Here is a 20,660-nt window from a genome sequence, read left to right on the forward strand (position 1 = left end):
GATGAGAAAGTTTTTACTAAAATTAGCGTATCTCATCTTGCCTTTAGTCGCTCTGAGTTATCCATTGGACTATTTGATTTCTAATGCTCTAAAAGAAGACCATGGTGTTCATGGTGAATATGAAGTTTGGAATGCGATTTATGAAAACAAAATCGATGGAGATATTGCTATATATGGTTCGTCTAGAGCTTGGGTACAAATTAATCCAGAAATTTTAGAAACACATCTTGGAAAAAAAGTATACAATTTTGGTGTCGATGGTCATAATTTTAGAATACAATATTTACGACATTTAGAATACATAAAACATAATAAGAAACCCCATCATATTATAGTAAGTGTAGATGCGTTTACGCTACAAAAAAGAGAAGACCTATATAATCAAGAGCAATTTTTACCCTATATGTTATGGAATAAAAACATAACAGAGTACACATCGAGTTATAAAGGATTTAGTAAAGCCGATTATTATATACCTTTTGTGCGTTATGCAGGAAGAATAGCGACTATTAAAAAAGCAAATAGTTATCTATTATATCCAGAAGAGGATACTACAAATTTTAGACAAAAAGGATTTAGAAGTTTTGATCTACAATGGGATGCTAGTGTAGATAGTCTATTAGCCAGTGAAAAAAAATATACCATTCAATTTCATTCAGAAACGAGAACACTATTAGAATATTTTGTGCAAGAATGCCAACGAGATGGTATCACTGTGACGTTTGTTTATGCCCCAGAGTATATAGCTGGACAACACTATGTAGTAAATAGGGAAGAGGCGATGACGATGTATAGAGACATAGCTCAAAAATACTCCTTAGTATTTCTTGACTATTCAAATGATGAACTCTCTTTTAAAAAAGATTTTTTTTATAATGCGAGTCATTTAAATACAGAAGGCGCCCAATTATTCACAGAAAAACTAGCGCAGGATTTAAAACCAATATTTAAACAATAGGTATAGTGTGTACTACGCAATAACTAAAGTCCTTTTTAGAAATTATAGTTGCCATCTTTTACAAATTGTATACTTTTAGTATATGATACCAGAACATATTATCAATAGAAAAGGCCCAAGAAGTCTAAAAGATTTAAACCCTGAAGTGTTAGACTATCTGAATTCGGGAAAAGTAGAAACCAAAAACTTAATGGAATGGTTGGCTACAGATCAATTAGTGTTGTTAAAAACGGTGCTCGAACCTCTCGATAAGATGGATTGGTTTCCGTCGTTTACAGCGGCTGTAAACGCTCAAAAGAAGCCAACGGCAAATAGCAATACCAAAGTAATAGGAGAAACCTTTGCGCAGCTTTCTGATTCCGCTTTCGCGAAAGCGTACTTAGCCACACACCCAAGTGATATTGTAAGATGTTGGGCCTGTTGGACCGAAAGTCTTTTTTATGACTCGACAGAGGCATTACTCACTGCGATGAAACCCTATGCTGCCGACACCCACTTTGGCGTACGAGAAGTAGTTATTTTTGCAACTAAAGAGCGTCTTATTGAAGATTTGGACACCGCGATTGCTTTATTGACGCCGTGGACAAAAGATACTGACGAAAATGTGCGTAGATATGCTGCTGAGGTCGTAAGACCTATAGGAGTGTGGACCAAGAAAATCACACAACTTCAAGAGCAACCAGAAAAAGGACTCCCTATTCTAGAACCTTTAAAATCTGATCCCTCTAAATACGTACGTGATTCCGTAGGAAATTGGTTAAATGATGCTAGTAAATCGCAACCAGCTTGGATACAATCTCTATGTACTACTTGGCAAAAAGGAACGCCTTCTAAAGAAACATTATATATCATTAAAAAAGGGCTACGAACTATTGAGAAAAAGAAGTAAAATTACCTTGTATTATGTGTTTTGAGGCTTTCTACTTTTCAATAAACTTTTTAAAGAAACTAATGCCCACGTACCTTCTAGTATGACAAAGGGTATAAAATCTATAAGATATGAAGACCACATTGCTAAACTAGCTCCAATGAAATTAAGAAGCATATATCCAAGACTTTGAGTAGTGAGTTTGTTATAGAGTGATAATATATAGGCGGTCAATAATAATGTAACACCTATAGAACCTAGTATCGTATGAAATTCCATTAGCTATTTAAGAAATTTAAGGGATGTTTTGGGAATATAACTCGATATATTTTCGCGAAAGCGTATATGACATTCATATTCACAAATGAGTATGTAGTAATATCGTGTAATAAAATCATTGGTTTTCCCTTATCAATACCTGTATAAGTATTATTAACAAGAATGTTTGCAATTCCTTCTTGTTGAATATGTTTTTGACGTTGAGCAAAATCAACAATGTTCATTTCTGTTTCTATCATAGATTCTAATTTACTGTATGTATTTATGATTTACTATTAATCACAATAAAAACAGATTGATTTTTTGTCGACTATAGATTACAGGCTTACATAAAAGATTCGTTTTTTATTTCAAAAAATCAATACTAAACTGGATTGTTAAAACAAGTAAAAATACGCTATTATCCTTTTAAACAATGTGTTAGATTTAGTGCGTATCTGTAAATCACTAACCCACTCACATATTATGAAACGTTTATTTCAAGAAAATGCAACCCCTAAGTTTAGAAACCTGATCCTTTTATTTGCGACGTTACTTTTGAGTATAAGTTGTGATAAGATAATCTCTACGGCAAGTCCAGATGAAGATACTGCAAAAGGAACAGCGGTAGAAACATCTTCGTCAGATAATATTCATGTAGCCTTCGCTGGCGGTGGATGGCGCGCGCACACAGGACATACTGCATGGACGATGTCTTTGTTAGAAACTAATGGAAATAAGTTAGATAATGTATTTCAGCATGTAGAGAGCATAGGCTCAAACTCAGGAGGAAGTTGGTTTAGTACTATGCTAATATATTCTCCAAAGTTCGTTACAAACATAGAAACGATAGCTCTCAAAAATTGGGGAGATACTATGAATGGAGGCTGGCTAGGAGGACAACAAAATCTTTTTAATGATATCTCTCATTGTAGTTCAGCAAGTGGGGAAGCTTATTCGGCATGTGTGATTTCGTATTATTCAGGTATACATCTTGAATGGAATGAAGTCGTCAAAAGTTTAGTTTTTAAAGATTATTTTCTTAACGGTAAAACATTAAATGGATCACGTCAGTCATGGGCAAATGATAAATCGTTGTTTCTGGCTTCTACGATGTTGACTAATAATGTAGTATTAAATGCAGCAGGAGGTGTTTCAGGAAGGGGATATAATCAATTTTATCAAGCCTGTTATAATAGTACGGCAAATACTCATGGGAAAAATGGAGGTTCTTGTAGTAGTGGCGTAGTACCCGATGTAACGCCTGTTATCTTTTCCAGTAGTGCTCAAAGCACAAACTCAAATTTGACAATGCCTCCATTTTTCCCAGAAGCTGGAGCGAGCACACAATTTAATATAGCATATTCACAACAAACAGATAATAATCCTAATACTGGAAACGCCTCGATAGCAAATCCTATTAATAATGATCAGGTAGAAGTGCTACATGCAGCAGCAGCGTCCAGTGCTGCAGTAGGTTTTGCAGCAAGCGAAAATGCATCAGGAGGATGGGATTTTTCATATGCCGCAGATAATTCGGCACTAAATTTTAGTTTAAAAAATGGAATTGCAACATATGACGTAGCTCAAGATGGCACGTCTATTAGTGATTTAGCATCTTCTATAAGCGTAAGCTTTGCAGATGGAGGCGCTGTAGATAATTCAGGAGTTGCACAGATTGTCAATTTTTTACAAGCAAATGGAGATGATACAGATTTTCATATTGTGGCTTTTGATAATGTGCAAAGTCCTCCTTTTCATATTGGAGCTGGACCTACGCTTGCTGAAGCTGGAAATGATATCGCTTCACTATTTGGATATGGATTGTGTGAAGGAAATACCTTCTGTTCAGGATTTAATTGCGGAGGCACTTGTGTTGCTGTTCCCGAACTCCAAGTTTTTGAATCAAAAACACTGACTTCTACTCCGGTAACGTGGAGTTATCCAGCAAAACCAAGTAAGTATATGAATACACCAAAGTTGATTTATACGAAGTATAAAGTGACTACCGTAGCAAATCCTGCTATGGGAATCAAGGAAAAATCAACAGGCTATTTGCATGCATTTACCTGTTACTATTATAATGCAACGACAGTACCTGAAAATAATAAAGAGAGTTTTTTAACTTACGAGGAGATGATGCAATTTATTAATGATGGGTTAAAAGCAAATAATAATGAAGGGTTGGCATTTCTTGAAAAAGCACTGGGACTTAAGTAAGCTATCGCAATAGTTAACATTTAAAAATCCATTTCGATGTAGCGATAGATTTTTGTTTTAGCGCTAGATCAAGAATTACGTTTCTTATGTAGCTGTGTATCGTTATAATTACGGTAAAACCGTAATTTGCTGATAATCAAATATTTCACTAACTTAGGAGTATTGTTAATCTAAAAATAGTGTTATGATAAAAAACATTTCAAGTTTAGGAAAAGCTTTAAACAAAGCAAAACAAAAATCTATTAAAGGTGGGTGGGGACCTACTGAATATGTCTCAAGTTGTGGCCCAACATCAGATGGTTTGGCTTGCTTGACAGGTTTTCCACATTGTCCAACTGGTTTTTGCTCAGGAGGAGTTTGCTCGCCTAGTACAGGTGGATAATTTAAAGAAGTATATATCTTTTAATAGTAGTTGAAATACTGTAAAAGATAAAAATCTAGCATGATATAGCCTCAATTTTATTGGGGCTTATTTTATTGTACTTGAGAAAGAAACTAGATGGTAAGAAAGTTTCTTGATTAGAATGTAAATATAAGTTCTTATCATCTGTAAAAATTACACAAGAAAGATCGATAATACATCCTAAATAAGGTGAAAAATCGAGATTTTAATTCTATTACTAAAATATTTCGAATCAAGAAAAGACAGTTGGTAGTCAATTAGAGTATCTATATAAATAGATGTACCGTAATTGAAAGACTATAACTGTATTGGTAAATTATTGAATTATTCACCTTGAAGCATTGCTATGATGCCTAATACTAAGCAAATCGCAAGACTAGCAAATAAAATTCCTCCTACTCCCATAATGGTTTGTTTTAAATTCTTTTAAATTTAATAAAAAAAATAGACTTACTATTAACTATGCATTTTAGAATTCATTGAATGAAGCCAAAAATGGCTTTATGATACGTTAAAATTTATTATTTAGTGTTATTCTAAATCAAAAGATGCTAAACTTGCAGTACTAATACCAAATCTATAATGAAGTTAATTAGCATAAGAACCACTATTTTACTTGCTCTAATTGTTTTTAATTGTCAATTTGTACAAAGCCAAAACCTAGAAAAAATAGCTGAGTTCTTCACTTTTTATCCCAATAAAAAAGCACATCAAAAAGATTCGGCGCTCTATTTACAGAAGTTTATTGCAGCACCAGTCATGACCTATAGTCCAGAAACAAATCTTGCGATAGGAACTGGAGCTAAATACCTATTTAAATTTAATGGTAGTGGCGAAGAGACAAGGGCTTCAAATATTCCAATGTCTATTCGATATACGCTTAATAACCAGTTTATATTTTACTCAGGTTTTGAGGTGTTTACAAATCAAGAAAAATGGGTGATAGAAGGTAATTTACTATTTCAAAATTATCCGCGTTTGTTTTATGGGATAGGGCGTGATAGCCCCAAAGAAAATGAACTTGAATATAATTACTATCAGTTTTTATTTGAGCCTATTTTTTTAAAACAAATGTTTACAAGATATCTTTTTATTGGAGCGGGTATACGTTACAATACCATTTCGAATGTAGCATTTGAAGAAGAAGAAGCCATCGCCGTTGGTCCGGATGCTATTTCAGGATTTAATGGAAGTACTTCATCAGGTGTCGAAGCAGCAGTTTTATATGATAGTAGGAATAATATACTTAATGCTGAAAATGGTTGGTATATAGAAGCGACCTATGGCGTATATGGGAAAGCCTTAGGAGGTACACATTCTTTTGAGTTAACACGTTTTGATGTTCGTCATTTCCTTGGATTATCAGAAAACGGACAAGATATTTTAGGTTTTCAACTACTTGGGAGTTTTTCAAGTGGTGATGTTCCTTTTAATGAATTGGCATTACTAGGAGGCAATGAAATTATGAGAGGGTATCGAGAAGGTAGATATGTAGATAGACATCTAGTTGCTGGACAAATGGAATACCGTAAGTCTTTTGGAGATTCTCGATGGGGTGCTGTAGCCTTTGTAGGGGCTGGAGATGTAGCAAATAGAGTACCAGATTTTAAACTCTCTAATTTTAGACCCAATTATGGTGCTGGAGTACGTTTTAAATTGGATAAAACCGAAAATTTAAATCTGCGATTTGACTATGGGTTTGGGCAAAATTCTAATTATTTCTACTTCACCATCGCTGAAGCATTTTAATACACTTAGAGGGTTTAATTCTAAAATTGTCTATTTACTTACTTATATTTAGAACAATTTTAAAAATTACTTTATGTTTAAAAGACTACTAGTATTGATTAGTATTGCCTTACTTACTTCTTGTGGGAGCTATAATTCTATAGACGCTTTTTATAACACCCATAAAAATGAAAATCAAGTAAAAGCGGTTCGTGTACCTAGATTTATGTTTACACTATTAAGTAGTATCTCACCAGAAGCGAATACACTTATCGGTAATACTAGAGATATACGTTATATGCAATTTCCAAGTAAAACGTCAGAGCGTACACAGTATTTAAATGAGCAAATGACAAAAATAACAGGTAGTTCTTTTATAGAAGTATACCGTAATAATGATGACAATAAACGTAATGTAATTTCTATAAGAGAACGAGGGGATGTGGTAAAAGAAATTCTCGTGTATAAAAATGATGCAACAAAAGGTTCCTTTTTATATTTCAACGGAAATTTTAACCCTGTGCAAATTAGGAAAATGGTAGCAAATAAAGATTTTGATAAGTTGGGAGAAGGACTCATAAATCAATTTACGAATACGAGCTCTAATACTCCAGGAATTATACAAAATTGAAAATGTATCTAATGCTTATGGTATTAAAAACTAGCATCCAGTATTGCATTAAGGACATTTAAATATTTCTTTTTTGATTTATCCCCTAAATAACCAATAATCCTCCCATTTACATTCCCTTTGTTGTCTAGTAATATTGTTGTAGGAAATGCTGTTACATTATATTTTTCTTTGATATCAAATTTAGGGCGCCATTCGTCTATATGAGCCATAACGAAATCTTCATCAAATGTATCTTTTATAAAATCAAATTCAATAAGTATAAAATGCTGGGAGATTTTTTTGAATTGTTTTGTAGAGAAAAATTTCTTTTCTAAAAGTATACAGGCACCGCACCAATCAGATCCTGTAAAATAGATGAGCATAGGTTTTTTTTCTTCTTTGCTTAGTGCTTGTGCTTTTTCAAAATCTAGATGCCATCTAAGTCCGTAGTCGTCTGTGCGGATTTCTTCTTGAGCGATTAGATTAGGAATGGAGATGAGAACAAGAATGAGAATTGTGAAAACCTTCATGATATATAGCTGTTTTTGATTACAAATCATGTATTAAGGTAAATGAAATACACCGTTTAGCCAAATGGCATAAATAAGAATGTCTATATATTAGTGTGGTTTTTCGCTTTAAGTGACCTCGAGCATTCAGAGTTCAAACTTTTTAATACAAGATTTACTTGAAATTGAAGAGTTTATGAAAGGGTTTTATTTTTTAAAGTCTAATAAACTCACTTGTTTATCAAAATGGTGAATCAGAGTTTTAAACACCTACTTTCTATTATTTTTATTTTATTATATAAATAGTTTTTTTTAAGTTCAATTCATAAGTGCAAGATGTAAGTTTAAAATACTTGGGACTAGCCTCAGAGGTAATGAAACAACAGACAGAGTTTAATTTACAGACCCCATATTTTTAAAAAACTCATTTTTTATACCGTCTGTCATAAAGATCTCAATAAATAAGAGTTTGTATTGCATGTGGAGCAATGGTTTCTTTTGCAGACTTATTACCTAGGTAAAGTTTATAATCTATTTTTAGATTACTCTTATTCATGACAACAGTAACCATTTTACCATCTGTATTCAAGAAGGAAGTGCTTAATAAATGGCTTCTACTTGAAGAAGTGCTCACTCTTTTTGCTTCTGGTCTGATAAATTTTGAAAAATGACCTATATAATAATATGATGGAGTATAAATAAGCTCACCTGTTCTAGTATCCGCATGGATAGGTGCAAAGCAAAAATTTTGAACATGATTGGGTCCACCTGTGTGATCTAATAAAATATTCCAGTCAGTCCAACCTACTGTTCCATTGTTAAAATCATTAATCATAGATTGTCCGTAACGTTCTGCATTAGGCCAAAATTGATATTTTTGTTCATCAAAACTTTCAACACAACCTTCAGTAAAAAGAAGCTTTTTATCAGGATAAGATTCATTTATTCTGGCAAGATTCTCGTACATATATTCACCACCAGCCCATACTTCGTACCAGTGAAAACCTATTCCCCAAGCATATCTTGATGCCTCAGGGTCATCAAAAATTGTATTTGCCCTATTTGTTATGAGATCCCTATTATGATCCCATACAACAATATTTTTATCTCCAAGACCTTCTCTTTCTAGCGTAGGGCCTAAATGATTTTTAAGAAAATCTCTTTCTTCTTCTGCTGTATAAATACAAGATTCCCAACGCTGAGTAGCCATAGGTTCATTTTGTATTGTAAGTCCCCAGATCGGAATTTTTTCTTTTTCATATGCTTTAATAAATTTTGCATAATATAATGCCCACGATGAGGCATATTCAGGTAAAAGTTTACCTCCTTGTAGCATATTTTTATTGGTTTTCATAAATGCAGGAGGACTCCAAGGACTCACATATAGAGGGATTTCTCCACCAGCAGCTTTAATCACTCTCTTTATTAATGGGAGTCTATACTTCCTGTCGTGGTCTATGTTAAAGGTAGAGAGCTCTTTGGCTTCATCAGTAACATATGTATAACTAGCACTGGAAAAGTCTGAGCTATGGATCGTGGTGCGAGCAAGAGAGTAACCTATACCGTCTTCTTTATCATAGTACGCCTTTAAAAATTCATCTTGTTTTTCTGGACTTAGAGTTGCAAAAATTTCTGATGAGGCATCTGTAATGGCACCACCTATACCCCAAAAGCTTTGAAAGGTTTTATTTGGATTTACGAAAATACTTACTTCAGATTCTAGTGCTTGAACTGCGCTAATAAATTGAAGTGTATTGGTTTTAGATAGGCGTAGATCTGTATCATTTGCCGTGGTATAAACCTGCACACCGTTTATACCTATACTTTTTATAGGATTGGATTTCGCAAAAAATGAATTGTCTTCTTTTCGCGAAAGCGTACCATCTTTTACTGTTATTTCAGTACAAGATGCAAAAGAAAATAAGATAATAAATACGTTGAGTTTGTATAATGACATAGTTTTAAATTTTACCCCATTTTCTGAATAGATATATTTTACAATCTATTTAGAAAACGGGGGTTTTATAGGAATCCTCCTTAGATTAAATTAATACTTTACATGACCCATTGTGCATTTTGATTAAATAGCTACTTGCTATTAGTCTGTTTAATCTTCATTGTTTTTGTCTAATCCTAAAGAAACTAATGAAGATTTCTTCTATTCACTCTTCAGGCAGGAGGGGAAGATCAAGAAATCTATTCAAAATGCACAACAGGTTTTTATATCAATTTAGTTGATAGTGTAACTGTAACCAGAGCCATTTAAAGTTAGTGTAATTTGTTGCGTACCTAAATTAGAAACAGAAATATCGTCTAATTGGGTGTAGCCAAACATTCCTGCTGTACCTTCGAAGGCTAATTCCATATCAGTTTCAGGAATTTCTTTAAAAACTAAAGCCCAGTCCTCATTTGCTCTAAAAATAAATCGTTTATTGTCATCTCCTGGATCTGCATCTATAAGATTTATAGAAGCCTGAAAAATGCCATTTCCCTGGTAATCCAATGGTTCATCTCCGTTCCAGCTATTTTCTATTACATTACCTACAATACTCCAATTTGTAATCTGAAAAAGTGCTACGGTGGCATTATTAAAATCTACTGTGACACGATAAATACCAGTTTCCGAGACATCAATAGGGTTATTGCCAAGCTCTAAAGTTCCTGAGTTTACAGTATATGAAATAGATTCTGCTATATTTTCGTCAAAGAAGTTATAACTCTCTCCACCTGTAAGAGAAGTAAATATTTCAAAAATTTCTGACTCACTCCCGTCTTCATTAATTAATCTATTCATTAATAGCGCATTAGATACATCAGAACCAGTTTCTGTTGCACTTCCGGATAGATATAATTGATCTGGGGTTTCAAGTGGTGTTTCTTCTTCTTCTTCTTCTCCTAGTTCGTTAGTGAATGAAAAACCGTTACCATTCAAACTTAAAGTGATTAACCTAAAGCCTAGATTAGAAACGGGAACATCTTCTAAACTTGTGTAGCCAAATTCTCCTGCTGTAGCTTCAAATGCTAGTTCATTGGTAGACTCAGGAATAATTTTTAATACTTGTTCCCAGTCTTCATTTGCTCTAAAAATGAATCTCTTATTTGCATCTCCTGGATCTGCATCTATTAATTCTATAGTAGATTGCCATATACCATTTCCTTGATACTCTAATGCTTGATCGCCATTCCAGCCATCAGGTATTACATTACCAACAATACTCCATCTATCTATATTAAATAAGTTTAATGTTTCTGAATTAAAGTCTACTGTTATCCTATAAACCCCAGTTTGAACGACATTAATTCCTGCATCTCCTATTTCAATATTTTCTCCATTACTTGTATATGTCAAAGCCATATCTTCGTTTTGTGAAGAATAAAAATTATAAGTTGAGCCTCCTTGTAATGAAGTATATAATTGAAAAATATTTGTTAGAGATCCATCTGCATTAGGTAATCTTCTTAACTGTATCGCATTACTTATGTCATTTCCAGTTTCTGTGGCATCACCTGCTATAAATAAACTATTTGGTGGGACTTGAGCATCAAAACGTCGAATGTTTATATCAAAAGAAGTAACCTCGGTAATTTGATTTATAGATTGAGCTCTCACACCCCATTTTACCGATGCCACTTCATTGGATTCAAAACCAGCATTGGATAAAATGACATCTAATTCTCCTTGAGTTAATTCAAAGAAGGTCTCTGCTCCATTATTAGACGTAGTTTGAGATAATATAGGTTCACTAAAATCACCATTTAATAGATCGATGAAAAATGTGTACGTGATTAAGAAATCTCCTGTTGAGTTTGCAGATTCCCATTCAAATCTTACGATATCATTACTATTTTGGCTTTCAAGATTAAGAGTAAAGTCTGCCTGAGGCGATAATAATAAAGGTCCTGAAAGTTCAAAAGTAGATAGAGCATCTATATTATTTTCTTCTTCGCAACTAGTAAGTGCAAGTAAAGAAATAAAGATAAAAAGTAAACTTAATTTGTTTATTTGTGTTTTCATAATTACAATTTTTAATTAGTTCCATTTAAAAGTTACTAGCGCTCCACGAGGAATCAGGTATTTAAAATTTCTATCTCCTACGTTGACATTTAAATCTTGAGGATTGTTATCATTTGAAGAATTATATACTACTAGTACTTTAGATCCATCTGGGTTTTTGAAAGCTACATTTTCTAGAACTCCTTGTAAAGAGTTTGTACTAATTACTTGTGCGCCTGCATCAACATATTTTGAAAAATGCCCTAGTATATAGTAGTCAACATTTTTTACATAATTCCCACTACTATCTATCGTTAAAATACCACGACATACTTGACACCCTCCATTTCGAGGACCTCCGTTCTCATCTAGTGCGAGATTCCAAAGTAATATTGTTTTGGCACCTCTTCTTAATGTGCCAGTAAAAATTGTTTTCATAAAGAAATCTATTTCGCCTTGAAAAGTAGTACCTGCATTTTGAATTCCTGATTGTTCTGTAAAATAGATATTCACGTCAGGAAATTGAGCTCTTAATGCATCTATATCAGATGGTTGACCTGCATAAGCATGATAAGCTATTGAATTAGTAAAAGAAGCCACTACCGGATCACTTAACAACGTATTTGGAAAATTAGGGTCTTCACTTTCTCTAAAATTATGATCATAACCTATTATTATTGGATTTACATTTGAATTCTCTAAAGCTGGACCTAAATGACTTCCAATAAATGCAATTTGTTCTTGAGCAGTCATTTTCATAGTAGGGTAAGAATTATTCTCAAAAAGAGGTTCGTTTTGAGTGGAGATAGCATCTATTGTAATGCCATTGTTTTGATATTCTTCAAGATATTTTACTAAATAATCTGCATAAACACTAAAATATTGTGACTGTAAACTTCCTCCGTTGAATGAATTATTGTTTTTCATCCATCTAGGAGCAGTCCAAGGAGCTGCTTTAAATTTCATTTCATTATTTATAGAAATAATATTTTGAGCCACTGGGATAATAGGATTGTTATTTGTGAAATCCTCATTAATAGAAAATTGATCTAGATTTAAATCTTCACCACTAGTAATCTCATTATAAGTATAACTGCCATTTCTATTAAAATCTGATGCTCCTACGGTAAGTCTTGTATAGCTTAAACGAATTCCATTTTCACTAAACAGTTCATTAAGAGCTTCTGTATTATTATTGAGTAAAAAAGCTGAACTCCCTGTTAAAGCACCGCCAAAACCTTCTATTGTTTGAGCAGTGTCAAATTCATCTACCGTTATCGTAATACTTCCTGTATTTTGATCTGTAAATGGTAATTGATTGGGTAATTCCCTAAGTTTAGAATTTTCATCAGGAGTTGTTATTACTACACGTACTTCACCAGATGTAGATGTATCTTGATCTTCAGAATCATTTGATGTTTCTTCTGGCATTATTGAACTGTCTGAAGATTCTGGGTCATCATTACAATTATAAAATGTAATTGTACATAATAACAAGCCTAATAATAAAAGTTTCTTTTTCATTTTTTTATTTTTTATATTAATACCCTGGATTTTGTGTTAATTCAGGGTTTCTGTCTAATTCTCCTTGAGGGATAGGTAAGAGTAATTGAAATTCTTGAATTTCAATATTTTTAGACTGTATGATAGCTTGTCTAGTAGCTTCAAAACCTTGTCTTTTTAAATCAAATAAGCGTTGCCCTTCAAACATAAATTCTACTCTGCGTTCATTTAGTATTGCTTCGTTTATAGCTTGAGTAGTCATAGTTCCATTGTAATTTGATAAACCAGCTCTATTTCTAACCTCATTCAATAAATTTACCGCACCATTATTATCTTGCATTTGATTAAGAGCCTCTGCTCTCATAAGAAGAACATCTGCATAGCGCAATACGATACTATTATCTGCTGAATTAAATGCATTACCATTTCTCCATTTAAACACAAATAAAATTCCATTTCTTTCAACCAAGGAAGAAGCCTTTCTTACATCATTATTTTCAAACGCCATTTCACTGTTAGGTGTGGGGGTATTAAACTTAATAAAATCAAATGACGCCTCTGGAGTAGGTAATATAAGCTCAGGAAAAACATTTCCTTCTTGAGCTCCAGCATATTGAATAGCAAACAGAACTTCACTATTATCATTATTTTGTTGATCAAAAAGAGTGTCAAAATCAGAAACAAGTGAAAAACCTCTCGACATTGTGTTATTCGTTATGTTTATCACTTCCGTGAAATTGCCTAATGAGAGTTGAACTTTTGCTAGAAGTGTTTCTGCTGCTCCAATGTTTGCTCTTCCTTGCTCGAGGTTTTGGTTATCTAAAAAGTCAATAGATTGCCTCAAATCATTTATTATTTGTTCATAAACCTCTGCTTCTGTATTTCTTGGAATAAAAATCTGATCTGCTTCTAAAGAAGTTGTAGCTTCTGTCACAATCGGAACTCCGCCATAAAACTGAACAAGATTAAAATAATTAAGAGCTCTAAGAAATAAAGATTCTCCTAAGAGTTCATTTTGTCTTCCTTCTTGAAAAACAGACTCATCCATACTGGTAATTCCATCTATGGCAGCGTTTGCACGCCCTATTGCTCTATAAACTTGTCTAAAGAACCGAGTCGTAACCTCATTTGTTGGACGTAACGTATAATTATCTATTGAAAAATTATTTGGATTATCTCCTCCTGCAAAGCTATTATCTGCTCTTACATCCCCCAAAACATAATAATCAAAACCATAATAACTATCTGGTTGCAAAGCGTCATAAGCTCCTATAACTGCAGCATTAGCATCTTCTTCAGTAAGAAAAAAATTCTCAGTGGCTATATCATTTCTTACAGGAACCTCAAGACTATCTTCTGAACAAGCCAAGACAAAAAACGTACTAGTTAAAAATATAAAAAATCTAATGTTCATAATATTTATTTTAAAATGTCATATTTAATCCTCCAATAAAAGTTCTTACTTGTGGGTAGGTTCCAAAATCAATACCGCTTGATAAAACATTAGAACCGTCTCTACTTACTTCGGGATCATATCCAGAATAATTTGTCCAAGTTGCTAAATTTCTACCTTGCATAAAGAGTTTCAAATTATTTATGCCTAACTTCTGGGTCCACTTTTTAGGAAAATTATAGCCTAAAGTAAGCTCACGAAGTTTTATGAAAGACCCATCTTCAACCCACCTTGTAGATGCTCTATTATTACCATCAGGATCCCCAAATGCAGCTCTAGGAATGTCTGTGTTAGGATTATCAGGAGTCCAAGCATTTAAAACGGTAGTACTTTGATTTGTAAATCCAGATTGGTTTTCTAGTTCAAGACGTGTTGCGTTATAAATATCCTGTCCTTCAACTCCCTGAAAGAAAACAATAAGTTCAAATCCTTTATAATTAATCGTAGTTGTCGTAGCCCAAGAAAAATCCGGAAGAGCATTTCCTATAATGGTCCTATCATTATTATCATCAATTATACCGTCTCCGTTAAGATCTGAGAATATAATATTACCTGTCTCAGGATCGACCCCTTCTGAAACAAAACCAAAAAAGTTACCTACAGGCTGTCCTTCTTCTATACGTGTAACTTCACCTTGATCACTAACTGATCCAGAAGTAATTATTTGCCCTCCTATATTGGTAACCTCATTAACATTTCGAGTATAATTTGCATTCAAATTTATTGAAAGATCATCAGTGTCTAATAACACAGCATCTAGTGCTAATTCTATTCCTCTATTTTCTATAGATCCAATATTTTGTGTAGCATTATCAAAACCTGTTGTTATGGGTAATGGATTATTAATGAGTAAATCGGTTGTATTCTTTAAGTAAGTTTCGAAAGTCATATTAAATCTATTCTTAAAGAAACTAAGATCAATTCCAAAATTAGTTTGCTCTGTAGACTCCCATTTTAAATTTGCATTTGCAACTTGTGAAGGGAATACCCCAGTAACAACTTGTCCATTTACTACATAATTTGAATTTGGACTAAAAAGAGCTTGAAATCTATTATTTCCGAAATTTTGATTTCCTGTAAATCCATAACCTATTCGAAACTTCAACCTACTAAGCCAAGAAACTTCTTGTAGAAATTTTTCATCTGAAACAATCCAAGATCCAGAAAAAGAAGGGAAAACAGCAAAACGATTACTTGGACCAAAACGTGATGAACCGTCTCGTCTAATAGTAGATTCAATAAAATATCGATCTAAATATGATATTTTGGTTCTGAAGAATATAGAATTATTTGAGTTTTCAAATATACTTTCTTCTGTAGCCAAAATTTCTGTCGCTGGATTGACGGTAGTTATAGAGCCATTTAAAAAATTATTTCCTAAAATTCTTGTATTATCGTCTCGTCTTTCCTGAATAGATGTGCCTAGTAAAAAGTCTAAATTAATTTTATCCTTAACTGGACTAAAATTGTAATTAACAGTATTCTCCCATAACCATATTGTATTTTGGAAAGTAGCGGTCTCTGCTTGTCCATTTGTGGCTCTTCCGTTTGAAGTAGTAAATGGGTCTACAAATCTATTAAATTTAGATTGTGAATAATCTATACTAAAAGCACTATTGATTAGAATTCCAGCAGGTAGAGTGTAACCAAGATTTAAATTTGCAAGAACTTTTGATGTTACAAATTCTCTATCTTCCCCTCTTACAAGAGCTATTGGATTGTCAAATCCAGGTTGAAAAGGATTTGAAGGAAAGTTGCCATTATCATCTATAATACCAATAATTGGTGGTGTTTGTAGAGCAGATAATACGACTCCACCTTGATTAACTCTCTGATTATCGTTAATTACATTAAAATTTGTTCTTGATAAACCTACACTACTCTTTACTTTAAGATTTTTAAAAACTTCACGATCTTGATTAAATCGTAGAGAATATCTTTGAAAACCTGTAGTTTCTATTGTCCCTTGCTCATCCTGAAAACCTCCTGATATATAGTAATTTCCATTGTTGTCACCTCCTGAAAAGGATACTTCATAATTTTGAACCGTGGCAGGATCGTAGAGTTCTCTTTGAAAATCTGAATTGAAGGCAAAATTATTCGGATCAGCAACTAAAGGTAATCCTACATTGGCTCTAGAGGTATTCAAAACATTAATAAATTGTTCAGAATTTAATAAGTCTAAGGTGTTAACTACTTCGTTTACGCCTAAAAATGAAGAAAACCTTAACATTGACTTTCCTTTTTCACCCCGTTTAGTGGTAATCAGAACAACTCCATTAGCTGCTTGAGCTCCATAAATTGAAGTAGCAGATGCATCTTTTAAAACTGATATAGACTCTACATCTCTTGGATTCAACCCTTCTGTATTTTGAGCTTGAATCCCATCTATAATATAAAGTGGATCAGAATTACCCAATAAAGAAATAGCACCTCTTATTCTTATTGCTGTACTTTGACCAGGGCTGCCCGAAGGATTAATAACCTGAATTCCAGATATTTTACCTTGCAATGAATTTTCTATGTTAGTAAAAGGTTTACCATCAACAATATCTTCTCCTTCTACCACAGAGACTGAAGACGTAAGAGATTTTTTAGTTGAGGTCCCGTATCCAATAATCACTACCTCTTTAAGAGATAAAATATCTTCTATAAGAATGATTTCAATAGAAGATTGATTAGTGATTAAAATTTCCTGTGCTTCAAAGCCTACTGAAGAAACAACTAAAGTTTCTCCTTTTGATACTTTAAGAGAAAAGTTTCCATCAAAGTCGGATGTAACTCCTCTACTTGTATTTTTTACTAATATTGTAGCTCCTAAAATAGGTGTGCTAGTTTCTCCTAATACTTTACCAGAAAGTAACAATTCTTGGGCTTGTAATAAAGATGAAATACTTAAAAAGTAAAGAATAAAAATAAATGTTTTACTCATTGTTAATTGACATATTATAATTCTTAATTCGTTTTTAGTTTTGAAATTTTAAATATTTAATCGTTTCTTTAAACGCTGCGAATGTTATTTTGAAATTAGATTTTGATATTCTTAAAATTTCTAAGTCGAAATTTAGAATATGTTAAAAATAGAGCCAATTTTTTAGACACTTCTTAAATACATCGATTTCGAAGTATGATTACGTCTATTTTACTTTTTTTATTTTAAAAAATTGATATTGAAGCATATACGTTTAATTTATATTATTAGTAATGTATAGTAAATACACTAAACTGTTGATCATAATCATTGTGATTTTTCAAATAAAAGTTCAAGCACAGAACCGTAAAAACTTAATATCCACTATTCCTGAATTAACAAAAATTATACATTTTGATAAGGATAATTATGGAGGAGATTCCCAATTTTGGACCATGACAAGGGATTCAACAGGAATTTATTACTTTGGGAATAACGATGGAGCTATAGCTTATGATGGTCAGAAATGGCAAGATATACTATTGCCTAATAGTTCTGCTGTAAGAAGCCTGTTGTATGCTTCAAATGGTATTGTGTATGCAGGTGGTTATAATGATTTTGGAATAGTTGAAAAAAATTCTTTTGGAACCTATGAATTTCGATCTATTTTAATGGATCTTAAAATCACTACAGAAAAAATAGAAAATGTTTGGCAGATACATGAAGTTAATGGAATTATAATCTTTAGAACCTTTGAAGGTTTAATAACAATAGAAAATAATTCATCATCTTATATCCCCTCAGAAAGCAGATTTATTCATTCAGATGTTCTTGAAGGCACATATTATGTTCAAGATGAAAATTTGGGAGTTATGAGTTTTGATCCTGTTTTGAAAAGCTTTAATTCTATATTTAATTCAAAAGATATTGGTAATGAAGTTATCATTTCTTTCTTACCATCAGACAAAGCAAATTCTATTGAAATTATAACTAAAAAAGGTAACATATATCTAGGGAATTTAATAAGTGGAGTATTAACGAAAAAACATGAAGTCTTTTCAGAAGATCAAAACGAATTTTTATCAGTAGCTGTTAAAAAAGGAGATACTTATATACTAGGAACTATCGGTTCTAAAATTTTAACTTTTTCAAATGGAAGAAATACTTCCTTAAAAGGTTCTGTTTATGACCAAATACAAGATAATACTGTATTAAATTTTTATAAAGACGGGGATGAATTATGGGTCCTTCTAAATGATGGTATAGATCTTATAAAATACAATGCTTCTTTTAGTAACCTTTTTAGTGAAGGATCTGTTTATGATATATTGATTAAAGATGAGTCTATTTACATAGCAACAAACAATGGAGTTTATTTTTCCAAAATACCCAAGGAGGGTTCTGTTTTCAATTTTGTTAAAACAAAAATTCCGCAGGGCCAAGCCTGGTCTCTTTCAAGCATAGGCGTTTCTATATTAGTGAGTCATGATCTAGGTATTTATGAAATAAGTGATGAGGATGTTACCCAAATTGGTAATGAAAAAGGATTCTGGAAAGTTATTCCTATTTCAAATAAGAATAATGAATATCTTGCTTGTAGTTATAATGGTTTTTATCTTCTTAAAAAAGAAGGAATAAGATTTAATATTATAACAAAAATTAAAGGATTTCAAGAATCTACAAGAGATGTTTTACCTTCAGATGAGGAAAATACATTTTGGGTGTGTCATGGCTTTAAAGGAGTTTTCAAGGTTAAGTTTAGCAAAGACTATAGAAGGGTTGTAGCAATAGATCATTTTACTGATCAAAATGGATTTAAATCTCCATTCAATATTAATGTTCATAATTGGAATTCTGATATTATATTTTCAACAAATACTGGTTTTTATACATTTAATAAAGAAAATAATAAATTTTTACCCTATTCTAAACTCAATAATATTATTGGAAACTCAATTAATACTAGAAAAATTATAACACATCAAGATACTACATGGGTTGTGTTAAATGATGAAATAGGTTTATTTAAACAATCTGATGAACTTCCTAATATAGATAAAAATACTTTTCGTAACCTTAAGGGAGATTTAAATAGAGGATTTGAGAAAATCCTACCTATAACAAACAAGAAAGTTTTGATAGGCGCAAAATCAGGTCTTTATGTCTATAATTTAAAAGAATCACTAGATAAACCTAGTTTTTCTACAATCATAACAAAAGTAACAAAACAAGAAAGTACTAAAAATATAACTTCTCAAGTAGTTATTGCAGAGCAAAATGAGTTAGAAATATCAAATTCAACAGAGGTGTTAAGGTTTGAATTTGCGGCTCCTGAAAAAACTCCAAAATCAAATATAAACTTTAGTTACAAACTAAAAGATCTTGATAATGATTGGTCAACATGGAGTCGTAATTCGTTTAAAGAATACACCCATTTACCTGCAGGCTCTTATGAGTTTTTAGTACGAAGCCTTGACGAAAAAGGAGTTATCAGTAATGAAGCTAGTTTCTCTTTTATAATACAACCTCTATGGTACAAAACAAATCTTGCTAAAATTACATGTGTAAGTTTAATGATTTTAGCTATTTGGTTAGGGATAAGGCTTGTTAACAATAAAAGAATAGAAGAGAGAAAAAAATCTAAAGCACTATTGGAAAGATCCAAAAAAGTACTCAATTTAGAAATTGAAAGGTTAAAACTCAAACAAGACAAAAATCAACTTGAAGAAGATGTGATATTTAAAAGCAAGGAACTAACAAATTATACTGTACAGCTTATAAACAAAAAAAGAGCTTTTGTTGAAATTCAAAATGATTTAAAAGAGTTAAAGAACCTTGTTAAAAATGCGGAGTCGAAAAAAAAGATAATTGAAATATTTAAAAAATTACATCAACATAAAGTAGGGGAAGAATATATGAAAGTGTATGATGTTAATTTTGAAAAGATCCATCAAGATTTCTTTAAAAAATTAAAATATATACATCCGAAAATAACTATACGTGAACTCAGGCTTTGTGCATTTATAAAAATGAATTTAACTAATAAAGAAATTGCCCCTTTGTTAAATATTTCTGTACGAGGTGTAGAAACTGCAAGATATAGAGTTCGAAAAAAATTGCAAATCAATCAAGAGTCTAGTCTTAATAATTTTTTGACAAATCTATAAAAGAAAACACAACTACAAGAAACTGACTATAAGCTACTTGAATTATTCTGACGTAACTTGGAAGTATGATGTACA

General features: G+C 32.3%; 15 protein-coding genes. 7 read left to right on the top strand and 8 right to left on the bottom strand.

Annotated features, from left to right (window positions below):
* The first annotated feature begins 1 nt into the window (after window position 1).
* Together Q1A60_RS05035 and Q1A60_RS05040 are read left to right on the top strand one after the other, a co-directional pair.
* Window positions 2-958, top strand: coding sequence for a hypothetical protein (locus tag Q1A60_RS05035; RefSeq protein WP_299767275.1), 957 nt, complete (start codon window positions 2-4; stop codon window positions 956-958).
* 82 nt (window positions 959-1,040) lie between these two features.
* Window positions 1,041-1,847 carry a DNA alkylation repair protein gene (locus Q1A60_RS05040; RefSeq protein ID WP_299767274.1) on the top strand — a complete coding sequence of 269 codons (807 nt, stop codon included), beginning with the start codon at window positions 1,041-1,043 and terminating at the stop codon, window positions 1,845-1,847.
* A 12-nt stretch (window positions 1,848-1,859) separates the two neighbouring features.
* Here the strand turns inward: Q1A60_RS05040 and Q1A60_RS05045 are convergent, their stop codons facing one another.
* Window positions 1,860-2,105, bottom strand: coding sequence for a hypothetical protein (locus Q1A60_RS05045; protein WP_299767273.1), 246 nt, complete (start codon window positions 2,103-2,105; stop codon window positions 1,860-1,862).
* On the bottom strand, window positions 2,105-2,344 hold the full coding sequence (locus Q1A60_RS05050; protein ID WP_299767272.1) for a hypothetical protein: 240 nt from the start codon (window positions 2,342-2,344) through the stop codon (window positions 2,105-2,107). The genes Q1A60_RS05045 and Q1A60_RS05050 overlap by 1 nt, the downstream gene beginning before the upstream one ends.
* Window positions 2,345-2,570: 226 nt before the next feature.
* Between Q1A60_RS05050 and Q1A60_RS05055 the strand changes: the two genes are divergently transcribed.
* From Q1A60_RS05055 to Q1A60_RS05070, 4 genes are all read left to right on the top strand, one after another.
* Entirely contained in the window at window positions 2,571-4,304 is a 1,734-nt protein-coding gene (locus Q1A60_RS05055; RefSeq protein ID WP_299767271.1) for a hypothetical protein, read from the top strand.
* Between the two features lie 184 nt (window positions 4,305-4,488).
* Complete coding sequence (locus Q1A60_RS05060; protein WP_299767270.1) at window positions 4,489-4,686, top strand: hypothetical protein; 198 nt, start codon at window positions 4,489-4,491, stop codon at window positions 4,684-4,686.
* Between the two features lie 603 nt (window positions 4,687-5,289).
* Complete coding sequence (locus tag Q1A60_RS05065; RefSeq protein WP_299767269.1) at window positions 5,290-6,456, top strand: BamA/TamA family outer membrane protein; 1,167 nt, start codon at window positions 5,290-5,292, stop codon at window positions 6,454-6,456.
* 73 nt (window positions 6,457-6,529) lie between these two features.
* Window positions 6,530-7,066 (top strand): DUF4252 domain-containing protein, encoded by a 537-nt coding sequence (locus Q1A60_RS05070; protein ID WP_299767268.1) that lies wholly within the window; start codon window positions 6,530-6,532, stop codon window positions 7,064-7,066.
* Between the two features lie 23 nt (window positions 7,067-7,089).
* On the opposite strand, the gene Q1A60_RS05075 is transcribed toward Q1A60_RS05070, so the two are convergent.
* The 6 genes from Q1A60_RS05075 to Q1A60_RS05100 all read right to left on the bottom strand — a co-directional run bounded on the left by Q1A60_RS05075 (window position 7,090) and on the right by Q1A60_RS05100 (window position 17,439).
* On the bottom strand, window positions 7,090-7,578 hold the full coding sequence (locus Q1A60_RS05075; RefSeq protein ID WP_299767267.1) for a thioredoxin family protein: 489 nt from the start codon (window positions 7,576-7,578) through the stop codon (window positions 7,090-7,092).
* Between the two features lie 433 nt (window positions 7,579-8,011).
* Window positions 8,012-9,514 (bottom strand): glycoside hydrolase family 30 protein, encoded by a 1,503-nt coding sequence (locus Q1A60_RS05080; protein ID WP_299767266.1) that lies wholly within the window; start codon window positions 9,512-9,514, stop codon window positions 8,012-8,014.
* Between the two features lie 273 nt (window positions 9,515-9,787).
* The gene (locus tag Q1A60_RS05085; protein ID WP_299767265.1) at window positions 9,788-11,572 is read right to left on the bottom strand and encodes a SusE domain-containing protein; all 1,785 of its coding nucleotides are present in this window, start codon (window positions 11,570-11,572) and stop codon (window positions 9,788-9,790) included.
* A gap of 15 nt (window positions 11,573-11,587) precedes the next feature.
* Window positions 11,588-13,075 carry a glycoside hydrolase family 30 beta sandwich domain-containing protein gene (locus Q1A60_RS05090; RefSeq protein WP_299767264.1) on the bottom strand — a complete coding sequence of 496 codons (1,488 nt, stop codon included), beginning with the start codon at window positions 13,073-13,075 and terminating at the stop codon, window positions 11,588-11,590.
* Window positions 13,076-13,091: 16 nt separating this feature from the next.
* Entirely contained in the window at window positions 13,092-14,468 is a 1,377-nt protein-coding gene (locus Q1A60_RS05095; protein ID WP_299767263.1) for a RagB/SusD family nutrient uptake outer membrane protein, read from the bottom strand.
* Between the two features lie 10 nt (window positions 14,469-14,478).
* Window positions 14,479-17,439 carry a TonB-dependent receptor gene (locus Q1A60_RS05100; protein ID WP_299767262.1) on the bottom strand — a complete coding sequence of 987 codons (2,961 nt, stop codon included), beginning with the start codon at window positions 17,437-17,439 and terminating at the stop codon, window positions 14,479-14,481.
* Window positions 17,440-17,735: 296 nt separating this feature from the next.
* On the opposite strand from Q1A60_RS05100, the gene Q1A60_RS05105 reads away from it, so the two are divergent.
* Entirely contained in the window at window positions 17,736-20,585 is a 2,850-nt protein-coding gene (locus tag Q1A60_RS05105; RefSeq protein ID WP_299767261.1) for a triple tyrosine motif-containing protein, read from the top strand.
* The last annotated feature ends 75 nt before the right edge of the window (window positions 20,586-20,660 follow it).

This window comes from uncultured Dokdonia sp. (assembly GCF_947492535.1).
Taxonomy (GTDB): domain Bacteria; phylum Bacteroidota; class Bacteroidia; order Flavobacteriales; family Flavobacteriaceae; genus Dokdonia.

Coding starts and splice junctions, on each gene's coding strand:
- Q1A60_RS05035 (WP_299767275.1), top strand. CDS start 2: ATGAGAAAGTTTTTACTAAAATTAGCGTATCTCATCTTGCCTTTAGTC.
- Q1A60_RS05040 (WP_299767274.1), top strand. CDS start 1,041: ATGATACCAGAACATATTATCAATAGAAAAGGCCCAAGAAGTCTAAAA.
- Q1A60_RS05045 (WP_299767273.1), bottom strand. CDS start 2,105: ATGGAATTTCATACGATACTAGGTTCTATAGGTGTTACATTATTATTG.
- Q1A60_RS05050 (WP_299767272.1), bottom strand. CDS start 2,344: ATGATAGAAACAGAAATGAACATTGTTGATTTTGCTCAACGTCAAAAA.
- Q1A60_RS05055 (WP_299767271.1), top strand. CDS start 2,571: ATGAAACGTTTATTTCAAGAAAATGCAACCCCTAAGTTTAGAAACCTG.
- Q1A60_RS05060 (WP_299767270.1), top strand. CDS start 4,489: ATGATAAAAAACATTTCAAGTTTAGGAAAAGCTTTAAACAAAGCAAAA.
- Q1A60_RS05065 (WP_299767269.1), top strand. CDS start 5,290: ATGAAGTTAATTAGCATAAGAACCACTATTTTACTTGCTCTAATTGTT.
- Q1A60_RS05070 (WP_299767268.1), top strand. CDS start 6,530: ATGTTTAAAAGACTACTAGTATTGATTAGTATTGCCTTACTTACTTCT.
- Q1A60_RS05075 (WP_299767267.1), bottom strand. CDS start 7,578: ATGAAGGTTTTCACAATTCTCATTCTTGTTCTCATCTCCATTCCTAAT.
- Q1A60_RS05080 (WP_299767266.1), bottom strand. CDS start 9,514: ATGTCATTATACAAACTCAACGTATTTATTATCTTATTTTCTTTTGCA.
- Q1A60_RS05085 (WP_299767265.1), bottom strand. CDS start 11,572: ATGAAAACACAAATAAACAAATTAAGTTTACTTTTTATCTTTATTTCT.
- Q1A60_RS05090 (WP_299767264.1), bottom strand. CDS start 13,075: ATGAAAAAGAAACTTTTATTATTAGGCTTGTTATTATGTACAATTACA.
- Q1A60_RS05095 (WP_299767263.1), bottom strand. CDS start 14,468: ATGAACATTAGATTTTTTATATTTTTAACTAGTACGTTTTTTGTCTTG.
- Q1A60_RS05100 (WP_299767262.1), bottom strand. CDS start 17,439: ATGAGTAAAACATTTATTTTTATTCTTTACTTTTTAAGTATTTCATCT.